At 54.3% G+C, this 22,186-nt stretch carries 18 protein-coding genes; 13 read left to right on the top strand and 5 right to left on the bottom strand.

What is annotated here, in order from left to right; all coding sequences use genetic code 11:
• Positions 1-70 precede the first annotated feature (70 nt).
• Together rfbA and rfbB are read right to left on the bottom strand one after the other, a co-directional pair.
• A complete protein-coding gene (gene rfbA, locus O5O48_RS00855; protein ID WP_269687873.1) occupies positions 71-943 on the bottom strand; it encodes a glucose-1-phosphate thymidylyltransferase RfbA in 873 nt (290 codons plus the stop codon).
• Entirely contained in the window at positions 943-2,013 is a 1,071-nt protein-coding gene (rfbB, locus tag O5O48_RS00850) for a dTDP-glucose 4,6-dehydratase (protein WP_269687872.1), read from the bottom strand. The genes rfbA and rfbB overlap by 1 nt, the downstream gene beginning before the upstream one ends.
• A 558-nt stretch (positions 2,014-2,571) precedes the next feature.
• Between rfbB and O5O48_RS00845 the strand changes: the two genes are divergently transcribed.
• The 13 genes from O5O48_RS00845 (at position 2,572) to O5O48_RS00785 (ending at position 18,760) form a co-directional block, all read left to right on the top strand.
• A complete protein-coding gene (locus tag O5O48_RS00845) occupies positions 2,572-3,498 on the top strand; it encodes a glycosyltransferase family 2 protein (protein WP_269687871.1) in 927 nt (308 codons plus the stop codon).
• A 126-nt stretch (positions 3,499-3,624) separates the two neighbouring features.
• Positions 3,625-4,482, top strand: a complete 858-nt coding sequence (locus O5O48_RS00840; RefSeq protein ID WP_269687870.1) for a glycosyltransferase — start codon at positions 3,625-3,627, stop codon at positions 4,480-4,482.
• 549 nt (positions 4,483-5,031) lie between these two features.
• Positions 5,032-6,765 (top strand): carbamoyltransferase family protein, encoded by a 1,734-nt coding sequence (locus tag O5O48_RS00835; protein WP_269687869.1) that lies wholly within the window; start codon positions 5,032-5,034, stop codon positions 6,763-6,765.
• Between the two features lie 55 nt (positions 6,766-6,820).
• Complete coding sequence (locus O5O48_RS00830) at positions 6,821-7,708, top strand: DUF6625 family protein (RefSeq protein ID WP_269687868.1); 888 nt, start codon at positions 6,821-6,823, stop codon at positions 7,706-7,708.
• Between the two features lie 180 nt (positions 7,709-7,888).
• Positions 7,889-8,491, top strand: coding sequence for an adenylyl-sulfate kinase (gene cysC / locus O5O48_RS00825; RefSeq protein ID WP_269687867.1), 603 nt, complete (start codon positions 7,889-7,891; stop codon positions 8,489-8,491).
• 1 nt (position 8,492) lies between these two features.
• Complete coding sequence (locus O5O48_RS00820; protein WP_269687866.1) at positions 8,493-9,455, top strand: DHH family phosphoesterase; 963 nt, start codon at positions 8,493-8,495, stop codon at positions 9,453-9,455.
• A 37-nt stretch (positions 9,456-9,492) separates the two neighbouring features.
• The gene (locus tag O5O48_RS00815) at positions 9,493-11,259 is read left to right on the top strand and encodes an SLC13 family permease (protein WP_269687865.1); all 1,767 of its coding nucleotides are present in this window, start codon (positions 9,493-9,495) and stop codon (positions 11,257-11,259) included.
• A gap of 266 nt (positions 11,260-11,525) precedes the next feature.
• Positions 11,526-12,329 (top strand): sulfotransferase, encoded by an 804-nt coding sequence (locus O5O48_RS00810; protein WP_269687864.1) that lies wholly within the window; start codon positions 11,526-11,528, stop codon positions 12,327-12,329.
• Positions 12,330-13,469: a glycosyltransferase gene (locus O5O48_RS00805; protein ID WP_269687863.1), complete on the top strand. Its 1,140-nt coding sequence runs from the start codon at positions 12,330-12,332 to the stop codon at positions 13,467-13,469. It begins immediately after the preceding gene.
• A complete protein-coding gene (locus tag O5O48_RS00800; RefSeq protein ID WP_269687862.1) occupies positions 13,466-14,179 on the top strand; it encodes a sulfotransferase family protein in 714 nt (237 codons plus the stop codon). The genes O5O48_RS00805 and O5O48_RS00800 overlap by 4 nt, the downstream gene beginning before the upstream one ends.
• 190 nt (positions 14,180-14,369) lie before the next feature.
• Positions 14,370-16,394, top strand: a complete 2,025-nt coding sequence (locus O5O48_RS00795; protein WP_269687861.1) for an acyltransferase family protein — start codon at positions 14,370-14,372, stop codon at positions 16,392-16,394.
• A 338-nt stretch (positions 16,395-16,732) separates the two neighbouring features.
• The gene (locus O5O48_RS00790; RefSeq protein WP_269687860.1) at positions 16,733-17,797 is read left to right on the top strand and encodes a polysaccharide pyruvyl transferase family protein; all 1,065 of its coding nucleotides are present in this window, start codon (positions 16,733-16,735) and stop codon (positions 17,795-17,797) included.
• A gap of 84 nt (positions 17,798-17,881) precedes the next feature.
• Complete coding sequence (locus O5O48_RS00785) at positions 17,882-18,760, top strand: hypothetical protein (RefSeq protein ID WP_269687859.1); 879 nt, start codon at positions 17,882-17,884, stop codon at positions 18,758-18,760.
• Here O5O48_RS00785 and O5O48_RS00780 read toward each other — a convergent pair.
• The 3 genes from O5O48_RS00780 to O5O48_RS00770 all read right to left on the bottom strand — a co-directional run bounded on the left by O5O48_RS00780 (position 18,743) and on the right by O5O48_RS00770 (position 22,076).
• On the bottom strand, positions 18,743-19,906 hold the full coding sequence (locus tag O5O48_RS00780) for a hypothetical protein (RefSeq protein WP_269687858.1): 1,164 nt from the start codon (positions 19,904-19,906) through the stop codon (positions 18,743-18,745). The genes O5O48_RS00785 and O5O48_RS00780 overlap by 18 nt on opposite strands.
• A 102-nt stretch (positions 19,907-20,008) precedes the next feature.
• Positions 20,009-21,235, bottom strand: a complete 1,227-nt coding sequence (locus tag O5O48_RS00775; RefSeq protein ID WP_269687857.1) for a hypothetical protein — start codon at positions 21,233-21,235, stop codon at positions 20,009-20,011.
• Positions 21,236-21,413: 178 nt separating this feature from the next.
• Positions 21,414-22,076 (bottom strand): lipopolysaccharide kinase InaA family protein, encoded by a 663-nt coding sequence (locus O5O48_RS00770; protein WP_269687856.1) that lies wholly within the window; start codon positions 22,074-22,076, stop codon positions 21,414-21,416.
• Positions 22,077-22,186 lie beyond the last annotated feature (110 nt).

Raw genomic sequence — 22,186 nt, 5'->3', positions numbered from 1 at the left:
CGCTCGTAAATGCCGTCCAGATACTTGTCGAGGTTGGCTCGGGCCGGGAGCCAGGGGCGTGTGACGGGAATCATGTGCATTCTTCTGCCAGCGTCATCAGGTAGTCGCCGTAGCCGCTTTTGCTCAATCGTGCAGCCTGGGATATCAATTCGCCGCGCGATATCCAGCCTTGATTGAAGGCGATTTCTTCCAGACAGGCGATTTTGTAGCCCTGACGCTTTTCTATTGTTTCTACAAACTGCGCCGCCTCAAGCAGGCTCTCATGCGTGCCGGTGTCCAGCCAGGCGAAGCCGCGGCCGAGCAGCTCGACGTGCAGATTACCCTTTTCCAGGTAAGCCCGGTTTATGTCGGTAATTTCAAGCTCCCCACGGGGGCTTGGCTTGACGCTTCGGGCGATGTCTACGACTTGGTTGTCGTAGAAATACAGTCCGGTCACGGCAAAATGTGATTTCGGACTGACAGGTTTTTCTTCGATGGAAATGGCTCGCTGTTGCTGATCGAACTCGACTACGCCGAAGCGTTCAGGGTCTTTTACCTGATAGCCAAATACGGTCGCACCATTGTTGCGGGCCGCTGCCTGGCGAAGTTTTGGGGTAAACCCCTGCCCGTAGAAAATATTGTCGCCCAGCACCAGGCAAACGGGACTGTCAGCGATGAAAGCCTCGCCGATAATGAAGGCCTGCGCCAGCCCGTCCGGGTTGGGCTGGATGGCATAGCTAAGCCGTATGCCCAGCCCCGAGCCGTCACCGAGCGTCCGTTGGAACGCGTCCATATCCTGCGCTGTGGTAATTATCAGAATGTCACGTATACCCGCCAGCATCAGCACTGAGAGCGGATAATAAATCATGGGTTTGTCGTAAACCGGCAGTAACTGCTTGGATACGCCCAAAGTGATCGGATGCAGTCGCGTGCCCGAGCCGCCTGCCAGAATAATACCTTTCATCAGGTCGCCTCCTGCGGTCTGTGACGATAAGCCCCACTGCGGACGCGTTCGCACCATTCGGAATTTTTCAGGTACCACTGAACTGTCTTGCGCAGTCCGCTGTGAAAGGTTTCCTGCGGCTCCCATTGCAGTTCCCGGGTGATCTTGGAGTTGTCGATCGCGTAGCGACGATCATGCCCGGGGCGGTCTGGTACGGAGGTAATCAGGTCAGCATAGCGCGCGCTGGAGGGGCGTAGCTCCTGAAGCAATTCGCACAGCTGGGTTACCAGATCCCTGTTGCGCAACTCGTTGCCTCCACCGATAGCGTAGGTCTCTCCGGGTATGCCAGCTCGCGCCACAGTGATCAGCGCTCGGGCATGATCTTCTACGTACAGCCAGTCTCGTATCTGGTCGCCTGCGCCGTATACGGGCAAGGGCTTGCCCGCCAGTGCATTGAACAGCATAAGCGGGATGAGTTTCTCCGGGAACTGGCATGGTCCGTAGTTGTTGGAGCAGTTGCTGATGATGGTTGGCAGACCGTACGTACGCATCCAGGCCCGCACCAGGTGGTCCGAGCCGGCCTTGCTGGCGGAGTAGGGGGAACTCGGAGCATAGGCGCTGTTTTCATCGAACCGCCGATGCACTGCCTCAGGATCCTCGTCGGGATGGGGAAGGTCGCCATAGACTTCGTCTGTAGAAACGTGGTGAAAGCGGAACTGATCTTTACGATCATCCGGCAGCCCCTGCCAATAGCTGCGTGCAACCTCCAGCAGGGTAAAGGTACCGACCAGATTGGTCTGGATAAACTCGGCCGGACCGTTTATGGAACGGTCGACATGGGTTTCGGCTGCGAGGTGCATCACGATGTCGGGCTGAAATTGCGCAAATATTCTGGTCATAGCGGTGTAATCGCAGATGTCCAGTTGAGCAAACCGATAGCGTGGTGAGCCGCATACGCCATAAAGGTTTTCCAGATTGCCGGCGTATGTCAGGCGATCAATATTCAGGATGTTGTCGGAGCTGCTATCAATAAGCTGGCGAATGACTGCCGACCCGATGAAACCAGCACCGCCGGTAATCAAAAAATTCATGTTTTTTCTTAGGCTCGCGAAGCAGATGGCCTTGGTAAGAGGGGCTAGGCCCTTCGGTTACTGTTCAGAGGAAGACGGCGTTTGAGCGCCTGATTTGATGGGGACAGGAAAATCCCAGCAGCTGTGCTATGCGGATATATAGTGTCCTTTTGATATGTCTTTCTTCCATTTAATTTGACGTGAGAGTATAGCGCCGAGTTGCTTGTGAATGGTGCAGGTGGCTGTTGCCTTTTTGCAAGCCTTGGCGGAACGGACTGCATCTGATGGGTCAGGGTATGCAATCTGCCAAAGACCGCCGGGTCTTGTGCAGTGAGGTTTTCGAGTAGCTAGGCTTCTTCGGTTTGCTGTCTGATGGGCGGTACGATTGAGTCGAAGTGTTTCTTTGTGGCGGTTGGACTCCCCTCGGGTGCTGCTGCGAGTGGCCCGTTACTGTCTTTTTTGCTCGTTCTCTTGTGGAAGGATAATGCGGGATAGAGGTTGATCGTTGAAAGTTGGTGTGGTCCACATAAATTTGCGTTGCGTAGGCGTCCGTGGAAACGACTGGTAGGAGCTTTAGGAATGAGCGGGAAGGAATTTGCTACTGATTCGTTGGTGTCGGTTATCGTCCCCTGCTACAACTATGCCGCTTATGTGGGAGACGCCTTGCGCAGCATCTTGAGCCAGGAGTATGCCAATTTCGAGCTGATTGTAGTGGATGACGGCTCCACAGATAACAGCGCGCAGGTCATCTCCGAGGTGCTTGCGCAGGAGGCAGACGAAAGTCTGGTGCGCCGGGTTGCGTTTCTTCGTCAGGCGAATGCGGGGGTCAGCGCAGCCTTGAACGCGGGTTTGGCAGAGGCGCGCGGCTCGTATATTGCGACCTTTGATGCGGATGACGTCATGCCTGCTGGTCGCTTGTCGTTGCAGATGGCTTACTTGCAAGATCGTCCGGAAGTAGGGTGCCTTGGCGGTCAAACCCAGCGCATCGATGAGCGCGGCAAATTGTTGCCCAGGAAGGACAAAAAGGGCGGTGTTCGACGCTATGATTTCTCTCAGGCGCTTGCCCTCGCGCTGGTGGTTGGAGGGAATAATGCGGTATACCGCCGGGACGCTGTCGAGCAGGTTGGCGGTTACGATCCCGCGATCAAGATTCAGGATTTTCAGATGACGCTCAAGGTTGCCCATGCAGGATATCTTGTTGACGTTCTTCCAGAGGTGGTGACGCTTTACCGTCGACACGAGGGTAGCCTGTCCAGTAACTATAAAGCCGAATACCGTTATGGACTTGAGGTGATAGCACCTTATGTCGGACATCCCAACTACGAGTCTGCCAAGGTGCGTCTGGTTAGCAAGGCGCTGCGTACCGCCTCAGTATGTGACAAAACCTTCGCTTGGTCTTTGCTCAGGCAAGTCCCACTGCGCTATTGGGATCGGCGACTTCTCAAGCGGTTTAGGCATTTGATTTTGAAAAGGCAACGATCAGCAACTCCGCAAACCTTGGTTTAGTGGGATGGCAGATCTGTTACTTATTGTGTGGGCTGCCTGCGATCAGTGCGTTGTTGGTGTTTCAGGTAAATGTTGCTCTGTCTGATAGTGGCTTTTCAAAATTTAGAAAAATAAGAGTTAGTTTTGATGATGAAACCTCAGTGCGTCACGGTGGTTATTCCCTGTTTCAATCACGAGAAATATGTTGAGGACTCAATCCGTTCGGTGATCGCCCAGACTTATGAAAATATAGAACTGGTAGTGGTCAATGACGGGTCTACAGACAATAGTCTCTCGGTGATTAATGCGCTGCAGCGTGAATATGGCTTCACTGTAATTGATCAAGAGAACAAGGGGGTTGCAAGGGCCGTTGACGCGGGGTTCAGGCGTTCCTTTGGCGAGTTTTTCGTGCCGTTTGATTCGGACGATGTAATGTTGCCGAACCGCATCGAAAAGCAGGTTACGTATCTTAATGCGCGCCCCAAGGCAGGCTGTTGCGGTGCCAACTTTCAGTATATCGATAGTGACGGTAATCCCCTGCCAGGCGCTACTTTCAAGAAAGCGGCGAGTTACAATTTTCAAGATATTTTCGAGAATATGAAAATTTGGCTGGGCGCACCAACCTCGCTATTTCGCAGGCAGGCCATACTGGATGCTGGTGGGTATGATCTCGATAACATAATCCAGGATTACTCAATGGAACTGCAAGTGGCCTATGCCGGCTACACGCTGGATGTGATCGAAGATGTGGTAACTCTTTATCGGCAGCATGATCGTAATCACTCCTCAAATTACAAGGTTAACCTGCCGTATAACCTTAAAATCATAGAAAAATACAAGGATCATCCGGGCTACGCTAAAGCGAGGCGAGGTCTGTTACACAGCGCACTGAAGAGTGCCGTCATCGATGACAAGCCATACGCTCGCGAGTTATTCAAACTGCTGCCGCTGCGCTATTGGGATATGAAGACCATTCGGCGCCTCAGGCATTATTTCACCAAGTGAATTCCGCTCGCCCTTTGGGCTGTGTCCTGCGGTATACCCGTGTTTTGTGAGGCGTTGTTGACGAGGCGCGAGCTGTATGTTCGTTGCAGGTGTGTACTGCGCAGCGCTTCTGGGTGATTTTGCTGCGCGGTCTACCAACTGAAATTCAAAAGTCCCGCTTAATTGTTATTCCTGCCCATCTGTATATCGGTGGGTGACGCCATGGCTGTCCGCAGATCAGTTCTGGCCCGCAGTGGCGCTTTCAGGGCTTCGGGTGAGCAGGCTGTTGTGCAGCGTTGATACGATCTCGGGTTGGATGGGGGGTAGTCGTAATACAGGGGTCACGGTGCAGCGGAACCGACGGGGTTTTACCCTCTCGGCGACCGGATATCGGTGCCTGCCAACTCGGCTATGGTCAGGACTAGTGCTTTTGCTGCCGTGCTTAACAGGTACAATAGGCCCATCAAGCCAGCAGGTTTAGATTGCGCAGGCTGTTTCGCCGACCCGAAAAGCGGGGTTGCGATCGTCTGCGCTGCTTATTCAGATGATTTCAGACAAGTGAGGACGACCGTGGGATTTACCGTATTGGGCCTTTCCGGAGCCCTGAGCCATGACCCTTCTGCGGCCCTTTATATTGACGGTAAACTGATCGCAGCCGTCGAAGAAGAGCGATTTGTGCGTGACAAGCATGCCAAGAACCGGATGCCCTACGAGTCGGCGAAGTTCTGTCTTGAACAGGCCGGCATCACGCCTGCCGATGTTGACGTCGTCTGCATTCCGTTTGCGCCCATCAGCCTGTTTAGCAGCAAGGCGCGCTGGCACTACGCCAAGCGTTACTGGTATGCCCCTGATCGATCACTGGACGCGCTGCTGACCGGTAACCGCCGCTTCAAACGCTATCGCAAAAAGATTCTCTGGTGCCTCGAACAGCTGGGCTTTGAGGCCAAAAAGGTGCGTCTGGAGCCGGTGGAGCATCACCTGGCGCATGCATCCAGTGCCTATCACTGTTCTGGCTTTAGCGAAAAGACCGCGATTCTCGGCATTGACGGCAAGGGTGAGTACGCCACCACTTTCTTTGGCTGGGGTGAAAACGGCAAGATCCACAAGATCAAGGAATTTTACGATCCGGATTCGCTGGGCGGTCTGTACGGTGCAATTACCGAATACCTCGGCTTCGAAATGCTCGACGGCGAGTTCAAGGTCATGGGTATGGCGCCCTACGGTGACGCCGCCAAGTACGACTTCTCCCGTCTGGCCAAGTTCGAAAATGGCGAGCTGATCATCAACACCGATTACGCCAACGTGATCGGCTTCCGCCGTTATAAGGAAAAGGGCAAGGGCTACTACTTCTCGCCCAAGCTGATCGAATGGCTTGGGCCCAAGCGTGAAGGCGACATCGCCGACGACCCCTATATTCATTACGCTGCCGCGATGCAGGCGCTGTTCGAAAAATTGGCGCTGGAGATGATTGACTACTATCTCGGCGACATTCTGAAGGAAACCGGCCGACTTGCCTTTGCCGGTGGCTGTGCACTGAACGTCAAGCTGAACCAGCGCATTATCGCGCGGCCGGACGTCAAGGAACTGTTCGTTCAGCCCGCCTCCGGTGACGCCGGCACCGCAGTGGGGGCCGCTGCCTTTATCTCGGTCAAGAACGGCGTGCCGGTCGAGAAGATGGAGCACGTCTACCTGGGTCCCTCATACAGTAACGAAGACATCATTGCTGCCTGCGCCCGTCATCCTGACAAGCCCCAATGGCAAAAGATCGACGATGTACCGCAGGAAATCGCCAAGGTGCTGGTTGAAGGTAACCCGGTCGCCTGGTTCCAGGGTCGCATGGAGTTTGGGCCGCGGGCGCTGGGCGGTCGTTCGATTATCGGTTGCCCGAGTGTTGCAGGCGTAGCCGATCGCATCAACGAGCAGATCAAGTTCCGCGAGCGCTGGCGCCCGTTCTGCCCCTCAATGCTGGATACCGTTGCCCCGCAGATGCTCAGCGTTGATCACCCGTCGCCCTTCATGACGTTCACCTTCGACGTCAAGGAAGGCTGGGCCGAGCGTGTCCCAGAGGTTGTGCACGAGGACGGTACCGCGCGTGCCCAGGTACTCAAGCGCGAATATAACCCGCGTTACTACGATCTGATGAAGGAACTGGAAGCCATGACCGGCAACGGTGTGGTGCTCAATACTTCGCTGAACCGCCGTGGTGAGCCGATGGTCTGCTCGCCGACCGATGCGTTGAACATGTTCTTCGGGTCGGATCTGCAGTTTTTGATTATGGAAGACATTCTGGTGATCAAAAAATGAGGTTAGTTAGCTGGTGCGTATCGAATGCGCAATTTGCTTTTTTAGGGTGATCTGAATGACATATTTGCGCACTGGTGCATTGCCCAGCATTCGATTTGTCATCCCGTATTTCGGGGCATGGCCGTTCTGGATGGATTTTTTCCTTGCCAGTTGTGCCCGTAACCCCGATGTCGGTTGGTTGTTCTTCACAGATTGCGGTGTTCCGCCCAATGCGCCGGATAATACCGAGTTTGTGGAGATCTCCTACCAGGATTATTGTTCGCACGTTTCTGAGAAGCTGGGTATTGTTTTTGCTCCGCCGAATCCATACAAGCTATGCGATATAAAGCCGGCTCTTGGCTTTATCCATGCCGAGCACCTTGAGGGATATGACTTTTGGGCCTTTGGGGATATTGACGTGGTTTATGGCGATCTGAGGGCGTATTTCACTGCTGCCAGACTTGCCGACAAGGATCTTTTTTCTACCCACGCAAGACGCGTGTCAGGACATTTGTGTTTGATCCGCAATACGGCTCGGATGCGCGAGGCATTCAAGTTGATCCCCAGATGGCAGGAGCGGTTTTCGGATCCCGTTCATCAAGCGCTGGACGAGGGAGCGTTCAGTCGGCTGTTTGTTCGCCACAAAAATTGGCCTGAATTCTTGCGTCGCTTCGCGGCAAGGTTCAACCCGTGGGCGCAACGAAGTGAGTTTGTCGAGGCGCACAGCACATTCAGCGTCCTTCCTGACGGGCAGCGAGTGGCTCCGGAGACCTGGTTCCTGCGCGACGGCCACTTGTTCAACAGCGCGCTCGGCAACCAGGAATTGCCTTATCTGCATTTTCTGGCATGGAAAAAAAACCAGTGGCAAGGCAAGGCTGCTGATGAGCTCCTTGGTCCCGTAGACATTGCCTCGCAAAGTTCCTGGCAAGTCAGCGAGCGCGGTTGGGAGACGTATGGATGTTGATATGTTCCGCCATGCAACTCATGCCTGAGGGTGGTTATTTGATGTGAACACGTTTTTTCAAACTCTCGGATGTAATCACGCGGAGCATGCGACTCTCATGCAGCAAAGTGCAGCTCCGAGACAGGTCTTGTGCACCAAAGTAATGGTTTCGGGGCTTTTTGCACTCTTCAGGAAATAGCGATGACTGAACATATTGTCTGGCACCAATCCAGGGTGACCAAAAGCGCCCGCTCCGAGCAGAAACGCCAGCAGCCCTGCATTTTGTGGTTTACCGGGCTTAGTGGTTCGGGCAAGTCCACATTGGCCAACGCGTTGGAGCAAAAACTCTTTGAGCTTAATCACCATACGTATCTGCTCGATGGTGACAACGTCCGCCATGGCCTCAACAAAGACCTGGGGTTTAGTAACGAGGATCGGGTCGAGAATATTCGCCGAATTGGCGAGCTATCCGCGCTTTTTGTCGACTCGGGATTGCTTGTACTGGCGGCATTTATCTCCCCATTTCGTGCTGAGCGCCGGATGGTTCGGGATCTTGTGCAACCCAACGAGTTTATTGAGGTGCACGTTGCGACGCCGCTGACTACCTGCGAACAGCGTGATCCCAAGGGGCTTTATCGCAAGGCCAGGGCTGGGGAAATTCGTAACTTCACCGGCATCGACTCCGATTATGAGGTGCCGCTGAACCCTGAGGTTGTCATCGATACGTCAGTCATGTCCGTAGATGCATCGGTAAACAAGATTATCGATTACCTCCGCGAGCGCCATGTGTTGAAGGAAAGCTGAGATGCGACACTACGATGTATTCAACGGTGACGCCGATGGCATCTGCGCCCTGATTCAGCTTCGGCATGCGTACCCTCTGGACGCAAAACTGATTACCGGGGTCAAGCGTGACATTGCGCTGCTTGAGCAAGTACCAGTTGGTTCTCCGGTGGATGTAGTTGTGCTTGATGTCAGTATGGACACCAACCGTGCGGCTTTGGATGCCCAGCTGGCTTCCGGGAGCAACGTGTTCTACTGCGATCACCATTTTGCGGGGGATGTGCTGCCGGAACACCCGAACCTGACTACCTTGATTGATACTGCCCCGACTGTCTGCACCAGCTTGCTGATAGATCGCCATCTGGGCGGGCGCTATCGGGCGTGGGCCATTGCTGCGGCCTTTGGCGATAACCTCAATGCAGTGGCAGAAGAGCTGGCGTTCGCCGCAGAGCTTGGCCAAGTCGAGACGGAGGGTTTGCGACAACTGGGCATCTGCATTAACTACAACGGTTACGGCGCCAGCGTCGAAGACCTGCACTTTCATCCGGCTGATCTGTACCGGGCGTTTGCCGTCTACTCCGATCCGCTTCAGCTGCTCGAGGACAATGCTCCAGCCTGGCAAAGACTCAGCAAGGGCTATGCAGAGGACATGGAGAAGGGGCTGGCATGCAAGCCAGTGCATCGGTGCGATACCGCGCTGGTAACTGCGTTGCCTGACGAGCCTTGGGCCCGGAGAGTCAGTGGTGTGCTGGGCAATGAGCTCGCCAACCGCAATCCTGAAAAGGCCTGCGCGGTGGTAACTGAAGCGGGGCCAGAACATTACCTGGTGAGCATACGGGCACCGCTGAACAATCGCACTGGCGCTGACGAGCTCGCTCGTCAATTTCCCACTGGCGGCGGACGCAAAGCTGCTGCCGGCATCAACAAATTGCCGCGCGAACAGCTCGGTAGTTTTATCGACGCAATGAGAGCGCAGTGGGGTTGAGTCCAAGCGTTTGTCACCACTAACAACGGAGATAGGTGTGGAACTGCAGGCTGTTGTTGTGCTGGTGATTGTTGCGGTTGTGCTGCTGGCGCTGATTGTTACCAGTATCGCCGCTGATGTCGTTCTGATGGCTGCGGCAACGGTGTTGCTTGTCAGCGGCATTCTAACGCCGCAGCAAACTCTCGGTGGCTTCGCCAATACGGGTGTCATGACGATAGCCACACTTTATGTGGTGGCAGGCGGGCTCAAGGAGACCGGTGCGTTGCAGTGGGTCGCCTCTCGTCTGCTGGGGCAGCCCAAATCGCTTCGCTTGACCCAGCTGCGTATGCTTGCTCCTGTTGGCGTGTTGAGCGCCTTCATGAATAACACGGCGGTTGTTGCCATGTTCATTCCGGTGGTTCAGGACTGGGCGCGGCGATTGCGCCTGCCGCCCTCCAAGCTGCTCTTGCCACTCAGCTACGCAAGTATTCTGGGTGGGACCTGTACCTTAATCGGCACCAGCACAAACCTTGTGGTTGATGGATTGTTGCAGGCGCAGACGGGGCAGCATCTGGGGTTGTTCGACCTGGCCTGGGTTGGCGTACCTCTTTTGTGTTTGGGGGTAGCCTATCTTGTTCTGTTCGGTCATCGCCTGCTGCCGGATCGGGGCGGTGTTCAGGAGCAGCTTGAGCAGGTGCGTGAGTATGGCGTGGAAGTGGAGGTGATGGCTGACGGTCCGCTGGTGGGCAAAAGTATTGCTCAGGCCGGGTTGCGTCACCTCAGTTTTGGCTATCTTGCCGAGATTGAGCGGCAGGGCAGACTGATCACGGTAGTTGATCCTGAGCGCACCCTGCAGGCGGACGATCGACTGCATTTTATAGGCGCGCCAGAATGCGCCAGCGAGCTTCGCCGTGTTCAGGGGCTGCGTCCGGCAAGCGGTGGTGTGCATAAGATGGATGTGGCCAATCACCAGCGTTGTCTGGTTGAGGTGGTACTTGGTGCCGAGTTTCCTGCGCTGGGGAAGTCGGTACGGGAGTCGCAGTTTCGTACCCGTTTCAACGCCGTTGTGCTCTCGGTTTCGCGCCAGGGTAAGCGTATCCCGGGGAAATTGGGCGATATCCGTCTGCGTACCGGCGACACCCTCCTGCTTGAAGCCAGTAACCAGTTTGTCGAGCAGTACCGGTTTCGCCGGGACTTTCTGCTGGTCAGTGCCCTGAACGACTCAACGCCCCCGGACTTTACTCGGGCACCTGCTGCTCTTGGCATTCTGCTCGGCATGATTGCGCTTAGCGCCTCGGGGTTGCTCAGTATCTTGGAGGCGTCTCTGATGGCTTGCGGCGCCATGCTTGTTACCGGATGCATTACTGCCAGCAAGGCACGCCGGTATGTGGACTTGCCTGTGCTGGTTGTGATCGCCGCCTCTTTCGCGCTGGGAACGGCAATGACGGTCTCCGGTGCTGCTTCTTATCTGGCCGGATTATTGATGATCAGTCCCCAGATGTCGCCTTGGCTGGCGGTTGCCTTGCTGTATTTGATGACCGTGTTTTTTACCGAGCTGATCACAAATAATGCTGCCGCGGTACTGATGTTCCCGATCGCTCTGGCGCTGGCGGAACAGATAGGAGTATCGAGTTTGCCGCTGGTGGTCGCCGTCATGTTCGCCGCCTCCGCCAGTTTTATTACGCCTCTCGGGTACCAGACCAATCTTATGGTTTACGGTCCGGGGCGTTACCGGTTTGCGGATTACCTGCGTGTAGGTTTGCCTATGGCCTTGATCAGTGCCGTTGTAGTTATTGGCCTGGTGCCCCTTGTCTGGTCATTTTGATCCGACTTGCCGGACTGCGCTGGTACTATCCAGGTCAGGCGCCGGCTGCGCGAGAAACTGACGTGTTAGACTCTCGCATCTTGTCGGTTATCTGCAGCGGCTTTGTCGACAGCATATAGCTGATGCCATCAGGGTACATCGATGCGGATAGTTATGATTTTAGGTTGTTTGGATATTTTCTATCGGAGCTTGAGGGGCAAGGAATTATGAACAGACCCTGTAAGGTGGTCTTCATTCTGTCCACTAATTATGCGGGCTCCCACCTGTTGACCCAGTTGCTGGGGGCGCACCCGCAGTGTCGTTCAATCGGCGAGCTGCATAACTACCGCAAGTATCAGGATCGGCCCGATGATCGCCACAGCGTGGTCAACGACTTTGCCGTCAACCCGTGGTTTGCCGGTCTGGACTCTTTGCCCCAGCAGCAGTGGCATCCGCAGATACTGAAGACTATTCAGGCTGAGCAGCCGGATGTTTGCTGTCTGGTGGACAATTCCAAAAAGGCTGATTGGGCCAGCAAGTTCGTTGGTCATGCCGAAATCGATGCCCGGTTTGTACATCTGATTCGCGATCCGCGTGCACTGGTGCGCCGTTGGGAAAAAACCTATGACAGCGCCGACGCAAAGCGCAGCCAGCGCCGCCGCCTTGTCCGCGCCAACCCCCGATATCTGCTTAAGGCATTCACCGGATCAGAGCACGAGATCTATCTCTACAAGTGGCTGCAGGCAAACCAGGAGATTACGTCGTTTTTAGCGCGTACCGGTCAATCGGCAAATGTCGTGACCTATCGTGATTTGGCAGCGGACACGGAGCAGGCCTTGCAGCGTTTGATGCCGCAGCTGGGACTGGATTATGCGGTATCCCAATTGGCTTTTGGCGAGGTTGAGCACAGGGGAACCTTGAAAAAGGAGTACCTCGAGCAGTCGAAACGCTCCGAAATCAGGCTGGATATGCGCTGGCTGCAGGAACTGCCGGAGAAGGCGCAGGAGATGATTGCCGAGAACCGCGATGTTCAACGCTACTTGTCGGAATTGGGGCTGCACTTGCGTCCTGATGGTCTAAGCAGAAGGTAGATGCTGGTGAAACAGGAATGCTGGGTTATCCAGATTTGTCACGGATATGCGAGTCCTTTTATGGATTGTGCGCGACAGTACGCTGCGCTGTTCAAGGGCACCAGATTCAAGGTAGCAACGGTGTACCTCACAGGTGAAGCCAGCGAGAAAGTGGTAGCGGGCACCGATTGTGATGAAGTGCACTTTCTGCAGCTCGGAAGTGCTGACCTTTCTGGTTTGAAACTCAAGGCAATTGCTGCCGTCCGGCGGATTATTGCGGCGCGTCCGTATGAACTTTGTGTGGCGCATCGCTACAAGTCGCTTTACGTCGCACTGCTGTCGTCCGGGCTGCCGGTCATCGGGATTTCTCATGCTTTTGGGGTTTATTCGAAACCGATGCGTCGCCTCTTTGTTCGCTCGTTTAGGCGTCGAGTTCTTCTTCTTGGTGTCTCCAGAGCGATACGCGATGACATGCGCAGGCATCTTTCGAGCTGGCCGCATGATCAGGTCGAGACCCTATACAATCGAATCGATGTTGAAAAATATGTATCCGGCCAGCTTGAGCGAGAGGTTGCACGCGCCGAGCTTGGACTGGACTCTGATGCCTGGATTGTAGGCTCTGTCGGGCGAGTCCATCCAAAGAAGGACCCGCTTACCCTTATCAGGGCTTTTGCACTGGCACTCCCGGGCCTGCCAGATAAGGCGCAGCTGGTGTTTGTTGGCGATGGCGAGATGATGGAGCAAGCGCGCTCCCTGGCCAAGGAGCTGGATATCGCCGAGCGCGTTCGCTTACTGGGTTATCGGGCCAATGCGTGGCGGTATTTCAAAGCCTTTGACCTGTTTGTGCTGGCGACGCGCCGAGAACCTTTTGGCATGGTGCTGCTGGAAGCTATGGCTGCCGGGGTCCCCATCATCTGTACGGATTGTGGTGGTGCTCGAGAGGTGGTGGAGGGCGTTGGTACATTGTTTCGTTATCGCGACGCTGAAGGGCTGGCTCGATTGTTGAGCGCGCATGAAACGCCGAGCCAGGCGCTTGTCGACAGCATGCACGACAGATTGCGAGACTGTTTTAGCGATGGGGCTGTCCGTCGGGCTTTCTGGCAATTGCCGTGGATACGACGTTCTTTGTCGGCTGTACTGGATGAGGGGCCGCCTGAATGAGCTGGATTGTTCGCCATCTATGGAAGGCGTTGCCGAAGAGGCAGCGTAATTTTCTGCTTGAAAGAATGTCGGTTGTTGATCGCCAAGCCGTTAACAAGGTACTTGGCGGCAGTTCCAAGTTGCTTGACTCCTTTGCCAGGCATCGATGCATTTTCATTCATGTACCCAAATGTGCTGGCACAAGTATTTGCGGGGCGTTATTCGGCAACGAGCGCCCTGGACACTTGCCGCTCAACTGGTACGAGCGCGTTTTCCCTGATTTTTATCGGGATGCATACAAGTTCGCCTTTGTGCGAGATCCACTCGAGCGCGCCTTTTCTGCTTACAGGTACTTGCGTGAGGATCGGGGTGTTCGACGCGATGACCCGGCCCGTGAACTGGTCAATGATTACGCCAGTTTTGATGACTTTATTAACGGATGGCTTTGCTCGGAGAATGTGTTGCGACAGATGCATTTTGCGCCTCAGCACCTGTTTCTGACCAATGCCCTCGGTCGCTTGGAAATGGATTTTATTGGGCGGCAGGAGAGTATCCATCAGGATTTTGCTCATATCTGCCGCCAGTTTGGCGTGGATGTCGAATTGGAGCGCCGCAACAGTTCCGGTGGCAATGGACTCAGTGCTGCAGAGCAGTGCAGCGAAGATGCCAAAGCAATCATCAGGGACGTATATCGCCGCGATTACAAGTTGCTTGGATATGACCTGCCCTGAGTCAGGGTTCGTATCTAATAAAGAACGGAGCTTTTCAATTAATCGCGTACTTTTGGGACTGGGAAGTTAGAAGCTGGTGTTGCCGCTTGAGGCGACTCATTGGCCCCTTGCCCCGTATATGGTCGGGTGATCTATATCTTGGAATAGCTGCACCATGGCTGCTGAAAAAAATAACCATTGACAGGTCTTCATGAATCACGCTACCCACATCATCAGCTATCGTCCAGACATTGATGGTCTCCGAGCTCTTGCTATCTTACCCGTTGTACTGTTCCACGCTTTTCCAGCGTTGATGCCCGGTGGTTTTGTTGGCGTTGATATCTTTTTTGTTATCTCTGGCTATCTTATTTCGACCATTATTTTTAAATCACTGAGAAAAGGTAGTTTTAGCTTCTCAGAGTTTTATATACGCAGGGCCAAGCGTATTTTGCCACCCCTTGTTTTTATGATTGTGATTGTTTTGATCGTTGGGTGGTCCGTTCTGCTTCCCGTGGAGTATGCTGAGCTGGGTAAGCATGCAATGGCCGGGCTAGGGTTTGTTGCCAATATTGTTCTCTGGTTGGAGACCGGCTATTTCGACAATGCTGCTGAACTTAAGCCGTTGTTGCATTTGTGGTCTCTGGGTGTTGAGGAGCAATTTTATATTTTTTGGCCGCTCATAGTGCTGGTTGCGTGGCGCATGGGCCTGAGTCTGATCAAGGTAATAGGTTTTCTGGTACTGCTGTCGTTCGGACTTAATATTTTTTTGACGTACTCTGCGCCGGATTCTGCTTATTTTCTGCTGCCTGCGCGGGCATGGGAGTTGCTGGTTGGAGCTGCACTGGCATGGTTGAACCTGCAGGGTCATTCGCTCGGAGTACGCGGGGAAAGGGCAAGAAATGTAGTCAGTGTTCTGGGGCTGGGCATATTGGTAGCCTCTGTCATGCTGATCAGCAAAACCAGTCTCTTTCCTGGTTGGTGGGCCTTAATGCCAACTATCGGGGCAACGTTGCTAATTGCGGCAGGTCCGGATGCCTTTATCAACAAGCGTCTGTTATCGAATCGATTACTGGTTTTTATAGGCCTTATCAGTTTTCCTCTATATCTCTGGCATTGGCCTTTACTGACCTTTGCGCGGATCCTGCATGGTGAAACAGTTAGCGCAGAGTATCTTGTTGGTGCCTTGCTCTTCGCATTCGTGTTGTCATGGCTAAGCTATGCTTTCATCGAAACTCCGTTCCGGCAAACCCAGCGTCGGGCTCCGCTCGTGGGGCTGATCTGCTTTGGGCTTATTGTTGCTCTGGGCTCACATAACATTTACTCGCGTGACGGGCTGAACTTCAGGATCAAGGACGCCCAGGCCAAGGCGGAGGCTCAAGCCCTCGAGTGGCCTCCTCATCTGCGCTCGGGGGCTGATTGCAAGCCGGCAGGTCTTGAGTCAATTTCGCTAGGGTGCCAACTCATGCGCCCGGACCAGCCTGCCAATGCAGTTATTATCGGCGATAGTCATGCAAATCACTATTACTGGGTTCTGGAAACTGCGTTCAAAGACAGCGAAACAAATCTGATGCAGCTTACCAAAGGAGGGTGTCCGCCCCTGGTTGGCCTCAAGTTCTTGAACGGCGGAGTCGTCGTGCCTTGCAATGACAGCATGGATCCGATTGTCGATCACGTAATTCATAACGATGACATTCGTACTGTGTTTGTCGCTGGCCGATGGATGGCCTACATGACCGGTCGTGATATTGATGATCCGGCTGATCATGTTTCCGATGAAACCATTTTTATAGGCGAGCCCGGTCCGAATGACGGCAGTCAGCGCATGAACACCTTCCTTGCAGCCCTGAATTCAACATTGGAGCGGTTGACTGCGTCTGGTAAACGCATTGTTTTCCTGCACGCTGTCCCTGAGTTGCCGTTCAATGCTCGGGAATGTATTTCCTGGACGCCGAATCAGTTTGTAAGCCGTATCCCGCGGGAGAGTTGTTCCTTTGATAACGAAATAACAAGGGCGCGAAGTAGTGAATATCGTCCGGCGTTAGACTCGTTACTTCAGCAGTTTCCTGAAGTTCTTCAGGTTGATCCTGGTGAGATGTTCTGCGATAGCGAAGATTGTCGAATCCGACAAGATGGTGTCTTGCTATACCGTGATGATGACCACCTTTCCATTGATGGTGCAAGTTGGCTCGGGTTTAAGCTACGGCAAAATTTTAAGTCTGCCTTAGACACTCTTTAATATAATCAACCAGCACGCAGTGGGTTTTGCTCGATCGGCCAAATGCCGTGCAGGAGTATCGAAATTATGCTGGCCATGCAGACCACTGTGGCAAACGGGGGCTGAACAGGGCAGAGTCTTGATCAATTCTGCTGTGGGGTTGATACCTGGAGCCATGTTCGTCCTTGGAGCGCCTTGAGTTGGTGTTCGCCTTTGGGAACGGGGCGGGGCTGCCTGAAGTAGCTATTTTCATAGTAGCTTTCGTTTCAGGATTCACAGGGGCCAGTCCAATGCAGCAGCCCCATTATTTGAACAGCAACGGGTGAGCTGTATAGTTTATTCAGTGAGTGGGGTCTCTTGTGTTCGATGCTATTTTGCTCAACGATACGTCCTATGACGACCACCACGGCTGCCAAATCGTCATTGAGCAGATTCATCGTCTCGCTGCGTCTGTTGGAATTCGCATCATCTGGTCGTCACCGCTGCGTAATAATTGGTCAGCGGACGCGGGGCTGCTGGCAGCAGCTCGGCGCGCTGACTTATGTTTGATCAACGGTGAGGGAACGTTGCACGATGATGCACCGGCAGCAAAGCAGTTGATGCTGGCATCAGAGCATTTTTCGGCTGCAGGTTTGCCCTGTTTTCTGATTAATGCGCTGTGGCAAAACAATCCATCCCTTACGACTTTTTTGACCGGACTGGCAGGTTGCTACCTGCGTGACGAGTTGAGCGCACAGGAAGTCCGTGCCTATCGTCATCAGGCTACCGTCGTTCCTGACTTGACCCTGACAGTCCCCGCGTTAACGTCAGGCAGCACCCGTGCGGGCCTGCTCGTGAATGGCAGTGTGCTTGCCGAGCGTCAGCGTGAGGCGGTTGAGGCGCTTGCACTGGCGGCGGACGCTAGCTACCTGAGTATCAGGACTTATACGCCGATACGGATGGCTGTCCATCATCGAGCCTATTTCATTACCGGTATTCGTCAACGTTGGAAGCAACTTCGGCACCGGCTTACCGCTCTTTGTGTCCCTGTTGATGCGTTGGCCGGTAGCAAGGCGATGGGGCGTTTTCGCTGGCGTCACGCCTGTATCCGGCGCGAGAAATTATTTGACCGTCTAGCGGCGGCAGAGGGCGTCGTAACCGGGCGTTTTCACATGGTAACGCTGTGTCTGGTAACGCGGACTCCCTTTTTTGCGGTGCCGTCCAACTCTCACAAGATTGAGGGTCTGCTTGATCAGCTGGGCATGCGTCATCGTGTATTTTCCAGCTATGCCGATGCCATTGCACAGCGTCGACAGCTCGCTTTTTCCGACAGGGAATTGCAGAATATCGACCATTTTCTGGCTAAAGCGCGCGATGCGGCCGAGCAAATGTTTCAGGAAGTTGCGGAAACTGTGACGACTGTCACTGCGCACGGCGTACCCTGATGTTTGGGCCTGAACTCGACTCGGTTTCTCTGGTCCTGAGCTGATGTGCTGGACGTGTTGCTCTAAAGAGATTGAGAGGACCGGATGGGTTTCGATGTGCGCCTGATGCCGACTTATGACCCTGCTACCGGCATGTTAATGGGTGGCTCAAGGCAACTTGCTCAAGTGCAGGATGTCCATCTTTTGCGCGGGCGCTTTGGTGGGGATTTGATATTGATTGCATCGGGGCCCTCTGTCGATGCGTTTCCGCTTGAGCGATATAGTCAGGTGGATTGGGTCATGATGAATGGCTCCGTAGCCTTGCTTGATCGTATCGACCACACGCCATTTCTGTATATCTGCGATGACCCCAGTTTTGTTCGTGATCGGCCAGAGCTTGCTCTGCGTGGGCTTCAGACTGCCGAATTTGCAGCCATGAGCCTTGATTGTCTGGGTGAGCTGGAGATCATTTACCCGGGGTGCCTGGTTAGTGCACGTATTATTGTGCTGGAGCGTGCCAATCGCGTGGGGCGCAGGCCTGTGGTTTCAGATCGGCGTTACTCGTGGTCTGTGCGCAACGACCCTGATATCGAATGCGGCTTTTCATTATTCAAGCGCAAGACCAATCGCATCGGCTTCAGTCGGAATTTGGCGAAAGGGTATTTCGGTGCGCGAACCATACCTTATGCCGGCTTGCAGATTGCATTTCACCTTGGGTTCAAACGCGTATTTATGGTTGGCGTGGATCTTGATCCCGGTGGCGGCCGTTTTTATGAGCAGGGAGAGCAAGCGTTACCTTCGACGCTGGATGCGGACTACAGCCATTACATCCTGCCCAGTTTCCGTTTGATGGCGCAACGGGTGCTCAAGCCCGGGGTGTTTGAGGTATTCAACCTGTCGCCGAGTAAGCGACTTCCCGCCAGCGTCATTCCGCGGCTATCACCGGATGAACTTGATGCAATGCTGTCAGCGGCCTCCGGGTAGGCGCTTGGCGATAGACTTTTTCCAGCGGCGCAATCGCCTGGACAGTGCGGACTCTTTCCTTGGTTGCAGATGCGGAGCATGTTGGGCAATTTTCTCTGCCAGAATCCGGTACTCGTTCATTCGGCCATTGCGGTAGGCAGACATCATCAGATTGGTAGCGGGAATCCGGTTCTCCTTGTTGGCCAGATCAAGCGCCAGTACATCGCTGAAGCTGTAGCTCGGATCAATGAATATGTCAGGTATGCTGCCGAGTTCCAGCTCGAAGTTGGCTTTGGTACGGATGCATTTTGAGCAGCGTCCGCAATTGTCGGGCCGTACCTCATAATGCTTGCAGAAGCTCAGGCTTTGCAGCGCGTTCGGATAGTCGTTCAGCAGGCGAGCCTTTGCTGGTCGGTCAACATCGTTGCACAGGGTCAGTATGCTGAATTGCTCATTGCGAAAGCGGTTGTTGGTATGAGCGCTCGTGCCCCACGGTGCCAGTATGTAATCTTGGTCAACCGGTGAGTCTGCGGCAATTGCCCCATGCCGATATTCATCCTCGAACAGGAAAAGACAGCCAAAAAGATGAAAACCATGGCCGATATCGGCGTCGATACCGTGCTGTTTCATCTGCTGGGCTACGTTCGAGCGGATCAGAAAGTGTTGATCGATTACCTCCTGCCTCAAGGGCGCTGTCTTGCTCAACAGAGCATTGAAACGCTCGTCGTCGTCGGCTTTATAGTCCATACCCTGGATGGTCAGGGCATCCGTACGTCGCCCCTGCGCGATGAACTCGCGGCACAGGGCGTGGCTTGAGTCCATGCCGCCCGAGTAGAGCATCAGCGTTTCTTTGCGGTCTTGCCTGGAAGGAGTGCTGGAGACGTCGTCTGCTGAGATATGCATGGGATGAAAAAAGCCGGGCTCCCAGTTCGCCCAGGTGTTGGCCAGGCTCTGAGCGTTGGCCAGCGCTGTGGTGTCAATGCGGCCGCACAGGTGCAAGTCTCTGCCCAGGCGCATCGCGATCGGTAGCGCTAGCCACAGTGAGGTTGAAACTGAGGTTGGCGAGACGGGAGTTGAGCGATTGAGTTCCAGGTGCATGTCAAAGGCATCGCTGCGAATATGCACATCGTTTCCAGAAATATGTGTTTCAACTCGAAGTGTCTCCACGGCCAGGCCCCTTTTTCAGATGCGTGAAGCTGATTTGCAGCTTTTGGCGTACTGTAGACAGCATAGCGATATCTGTCTTGTGGGTGGGCTCTGGCTTGTGAGTCAGTGGACAGTCCTGTCTTGCTCCCCTTGCATCGGTATCTGCCGGCGTTTTCGTAGACGGTTTATTCGCACGGCTGCAAGATAGTGACGGGCCTGCTTTCTCAAGCGGTTGAAACGTTTCTTCCACTTGCCTCTGGCTGGAGGGCTCAGAATCGTGTCGTATTTGCGCAGCGCCTGAGCCAGTTCCAGATACTCAGCCATTCGTCCATTGCGGTGCGCACTCATCATCAGATCCAGGATGGGTAGGCGACTCTCCTGGCTACGCATGTTCAGGCCGAGAATGTCCTGGAAGTCGTAGCTGTTGTCCAGATAAATGGGTGGGATGAAGCCCAGCTCAAAATCAAACCCGGCCTTGGTGCGCAGGCACTTCTCGCATCGACCGCAGTTCTCAGGACGAAACTCATAGCGTTTGCAGAAGGTCAGGCTGTTCAGAGCTAACGGCTCAGCCGCCAGTAGGCGTGTTTTGGCCGGTCGATCAATATCGTTGCACAGCGTTCGGATATGGAATGCCTGGCTTTGATAGTGGCTGTTGATGTAGGCATTGGTACCCCAGGGCATTACATAGTCGATTGGTACGGGCGAATCGGCAGCGATCGCTCCATGCTGGTAGTGGCGTTCGAACAGAAACAGGCAGCCAAACAGGTGGAATCCGTGGCCAACGGATGCCGGGATGCCGTGATGTTGCATTTGCTGAGCAGCGTTGGACGCGATGAAGTAATGCCGGTTAATGGCTTGTGCACGTAACGGGGCTGTTTTTGTCATCAATGCCTCAAAACGCGCCGTATCCCAGCGCCTGTAGTCCATGCCGTGGATGGTGAGCGCATCGACTTTCAGGCCCTTGGACAGAAACTCGTGACATAGGGCGTGGCTTGAGTCGAGACCGCCTGAAAACAGCATTAGGGTGCCCTGCCGCATTGCCGGTACGGCAGGCGTCTCGACCCGGTCTGCGGTGATGTCGATAGGGTGAAAAAAGCCAGGGTGCCAGATCGGCCAGATACGAGAGATGCGTTGCGCGTTGTCTAGCGCGATGGGGTCTATCGTTCCTTTAATATGCAGGTCACGCCCCAGTTTCATCGCAAAGGGGAGGGATAGCCAGAGGGCACTGCACGCACTCAGGGGTTCTGCAGCTTCCGGTCCGCTCAGATCGAGTTGAATCTGGAATACGTCGCTGGAGAAAACGACTGACTGCCCTTTGAAACTGAGTTCAACAACAAGGGTCGGTGGCATCTACGAACATCCTGGTTCTGGCCGTTTGCGGTGGTTTGCTCGGCGTTGTGCCATGCAGCGCCGTATTTTCTATACGCAGCAGTTGATGTCAATATGCTTGTATGGGGTCTGGGGTATTCCGGTCTGTTGTTCTCTATGCCTATGCTTACGCCTAACCAGGTCAAACAGCACCCCTTGGTTAATTCTGGGCAGGACTCAGCAGCCTGAAACGAGCCATCTCGGTCAGCATGAGTGGCTTTTTCATGCCTTTTTCGTAACCCGCGGCAAGCTGGCGCAAGTTATCCTGGGAAAGGGTCTGCCAGTCCTCGTTATAGCGCAGCAGATGCCTCAGGTTGCGGCGGCGCTGCCAATTGGACAGCGGGGATTTTTGGCAGCTCAGGTCGGCAATATCAATCAGGCCAAAGCGACGCTCTGGCGTGTAGATAATGTTGCCGGGATGCAGTGACCGGAAGTACACGCCGGCGTTGTGTAGTTCTGCGATAAAAGCGCCGGTTGCTCTGAGCAGGTTGCCAGTAGAGGTGTCTGGCTGACGCAGCAGATGGCGAATGGTTTCTCCCTCGAGCGGCGTGTAGTGCACGACTGATCGCTCCGGATTGGATAGGCGATATGTCGAAATGATCCGGGGGCAGGGTATATTCAGCTGATGCAACAGCGTTGCATTTCGACTGAAGCGTTTAGCGGGGGAGATTAGTCGATTCTTGCTGAAGAGTCGCTTATAGCGGAAAAGCTTCAGAAAGCTTCCGTCTGCCAACCGCAGCACTTTTACGCCGTGTCCGTCTTTCTCTATCACCTCGGCGTTGCCAAGCCAGGACTCAAACTGTTCTGTGGCTAGATGCTGCATGGGGTGCGTCCGTAAAAAGGCCTAGTATACGAGATCAGCCCCGGTAGGGCACCTGCTGCTCTGTCGGTGTCGTTGCCTGCGTGTGTTAGACTCCAGCCTTCGTTTTCTGT

Origin of the sequence: Halopseudomonas sp. MFKK-1, from assembly GCF_027474385.1 — a bacterium.
Classification (GTDB): domain Bacteria; phylum Pseudomonadota; class Gammaproteobacteria; order Pseudomonadales; family Pseudomonadaceae; genus Halopseudomonas; species Halopseudomonas aestusnigri.
Note: the sequence above shows the minus strand (reverse complement) of the source record. Positions and strands in the feature narration are given on the sequence as shown.

What these genes read in the sequence shown, in the direction of transcription:
- rfbA (WP_269687873.1), bottom strand. Translation starts at nt 943, where the DNA reads ATGAAAGGTATTATTCTGGCAGGCGGCTCGGGCACGCGACTGCATCCG.
- rfbB (WP_269687872.1), bottom strand. Translation starts at nt 2,013, where the DNA reads ATGAATTTTTTGATTACCGGCGGTGCTGGTTTCATCGGGTCGGCAGTC.
- O5O48_RS00845 (WP_269687871.1), top strand. Translation starts at nt 2,572, where the DNA reads ATGAGCGGGAAGGAATTTGCTACTGATTCGTTGGTGTCGGTTATCGTC.
- O5O48_RS00840 (WP_269687870.1), top strand. Translation starts at nt 3,625, where the DNA reads ATGATGAAACCTCAGTGCGTCACGGTGGTTATTCCCTGTTTCAATCAC.
- O5O48_RS00830 (WP_269687868.1), top strand. Translation starts at nt 6,821, where the DNA reads ATGACATATTTGCGCACTGGTGCATTGCCCAGCATTCGATTTGTCATC.
- cysC (WP_269687867.1), top strand. Translation starts at nt 7,889, where the DNA reads ATGACTGAACATATTGTCTGGCACCAATCCAGGGTGACCAAAAGCGCC.
- O5O48_RS00820 (WP_269687866.1), top strand. Translation starts at nt 8,493, where the DNA reads ATGCGACACTACGATGTATTCAACGGTGACGCCGATGGCATCTGCGCC.
- O5O48_RS00805 (WP_269687863.1), top strand. Translation starts at nt 12,330, where the DNA reads ATGCTGGTGAAACAGGAATGCTGGGTTATCCAGATTTGTCACGGATAT.
- O5O48_RS00800 (WP_269687862.1), top strand. Translation starts at nt 13,466, where the DNA reads ATGAGCTGGATTGTTCGCCATCTATGGAAGGCGTTGCCGAAGAGGCAG.
- O5O48_RS00795 (WP_269687861.1), top strand. Translation starts at nt 14,370, where the DNA reads ATGAATCACGCTACCCACATCATCAGCTATCGTCCAGACATTGATGGT.
- O5O48_RS00785 (WP_269687859.1), top strand. Translation starts at nt 17,882, where the DNA reads ATGGGTTTCGATGTGCGCCTGATGCCGACTTATGACCCTGCTACCGGC.
- O5O48_RS00775 (WP_269687857.1), bottom strand. Translation starts at nt 21,235, where the DNA reads ATGCCACCGACCCTTGTTGTTGAACTCAGTTTCAAAGGGCAGTCAGTC.
- O5O48_RS00770 (WP_269687856.1), bottom strand. Translation starts at nt 22,076, where the DNA reads ATGCAGCATCTAGCCACAGAACAGTTTGAGTCCTGGCTTGGCAACGCC.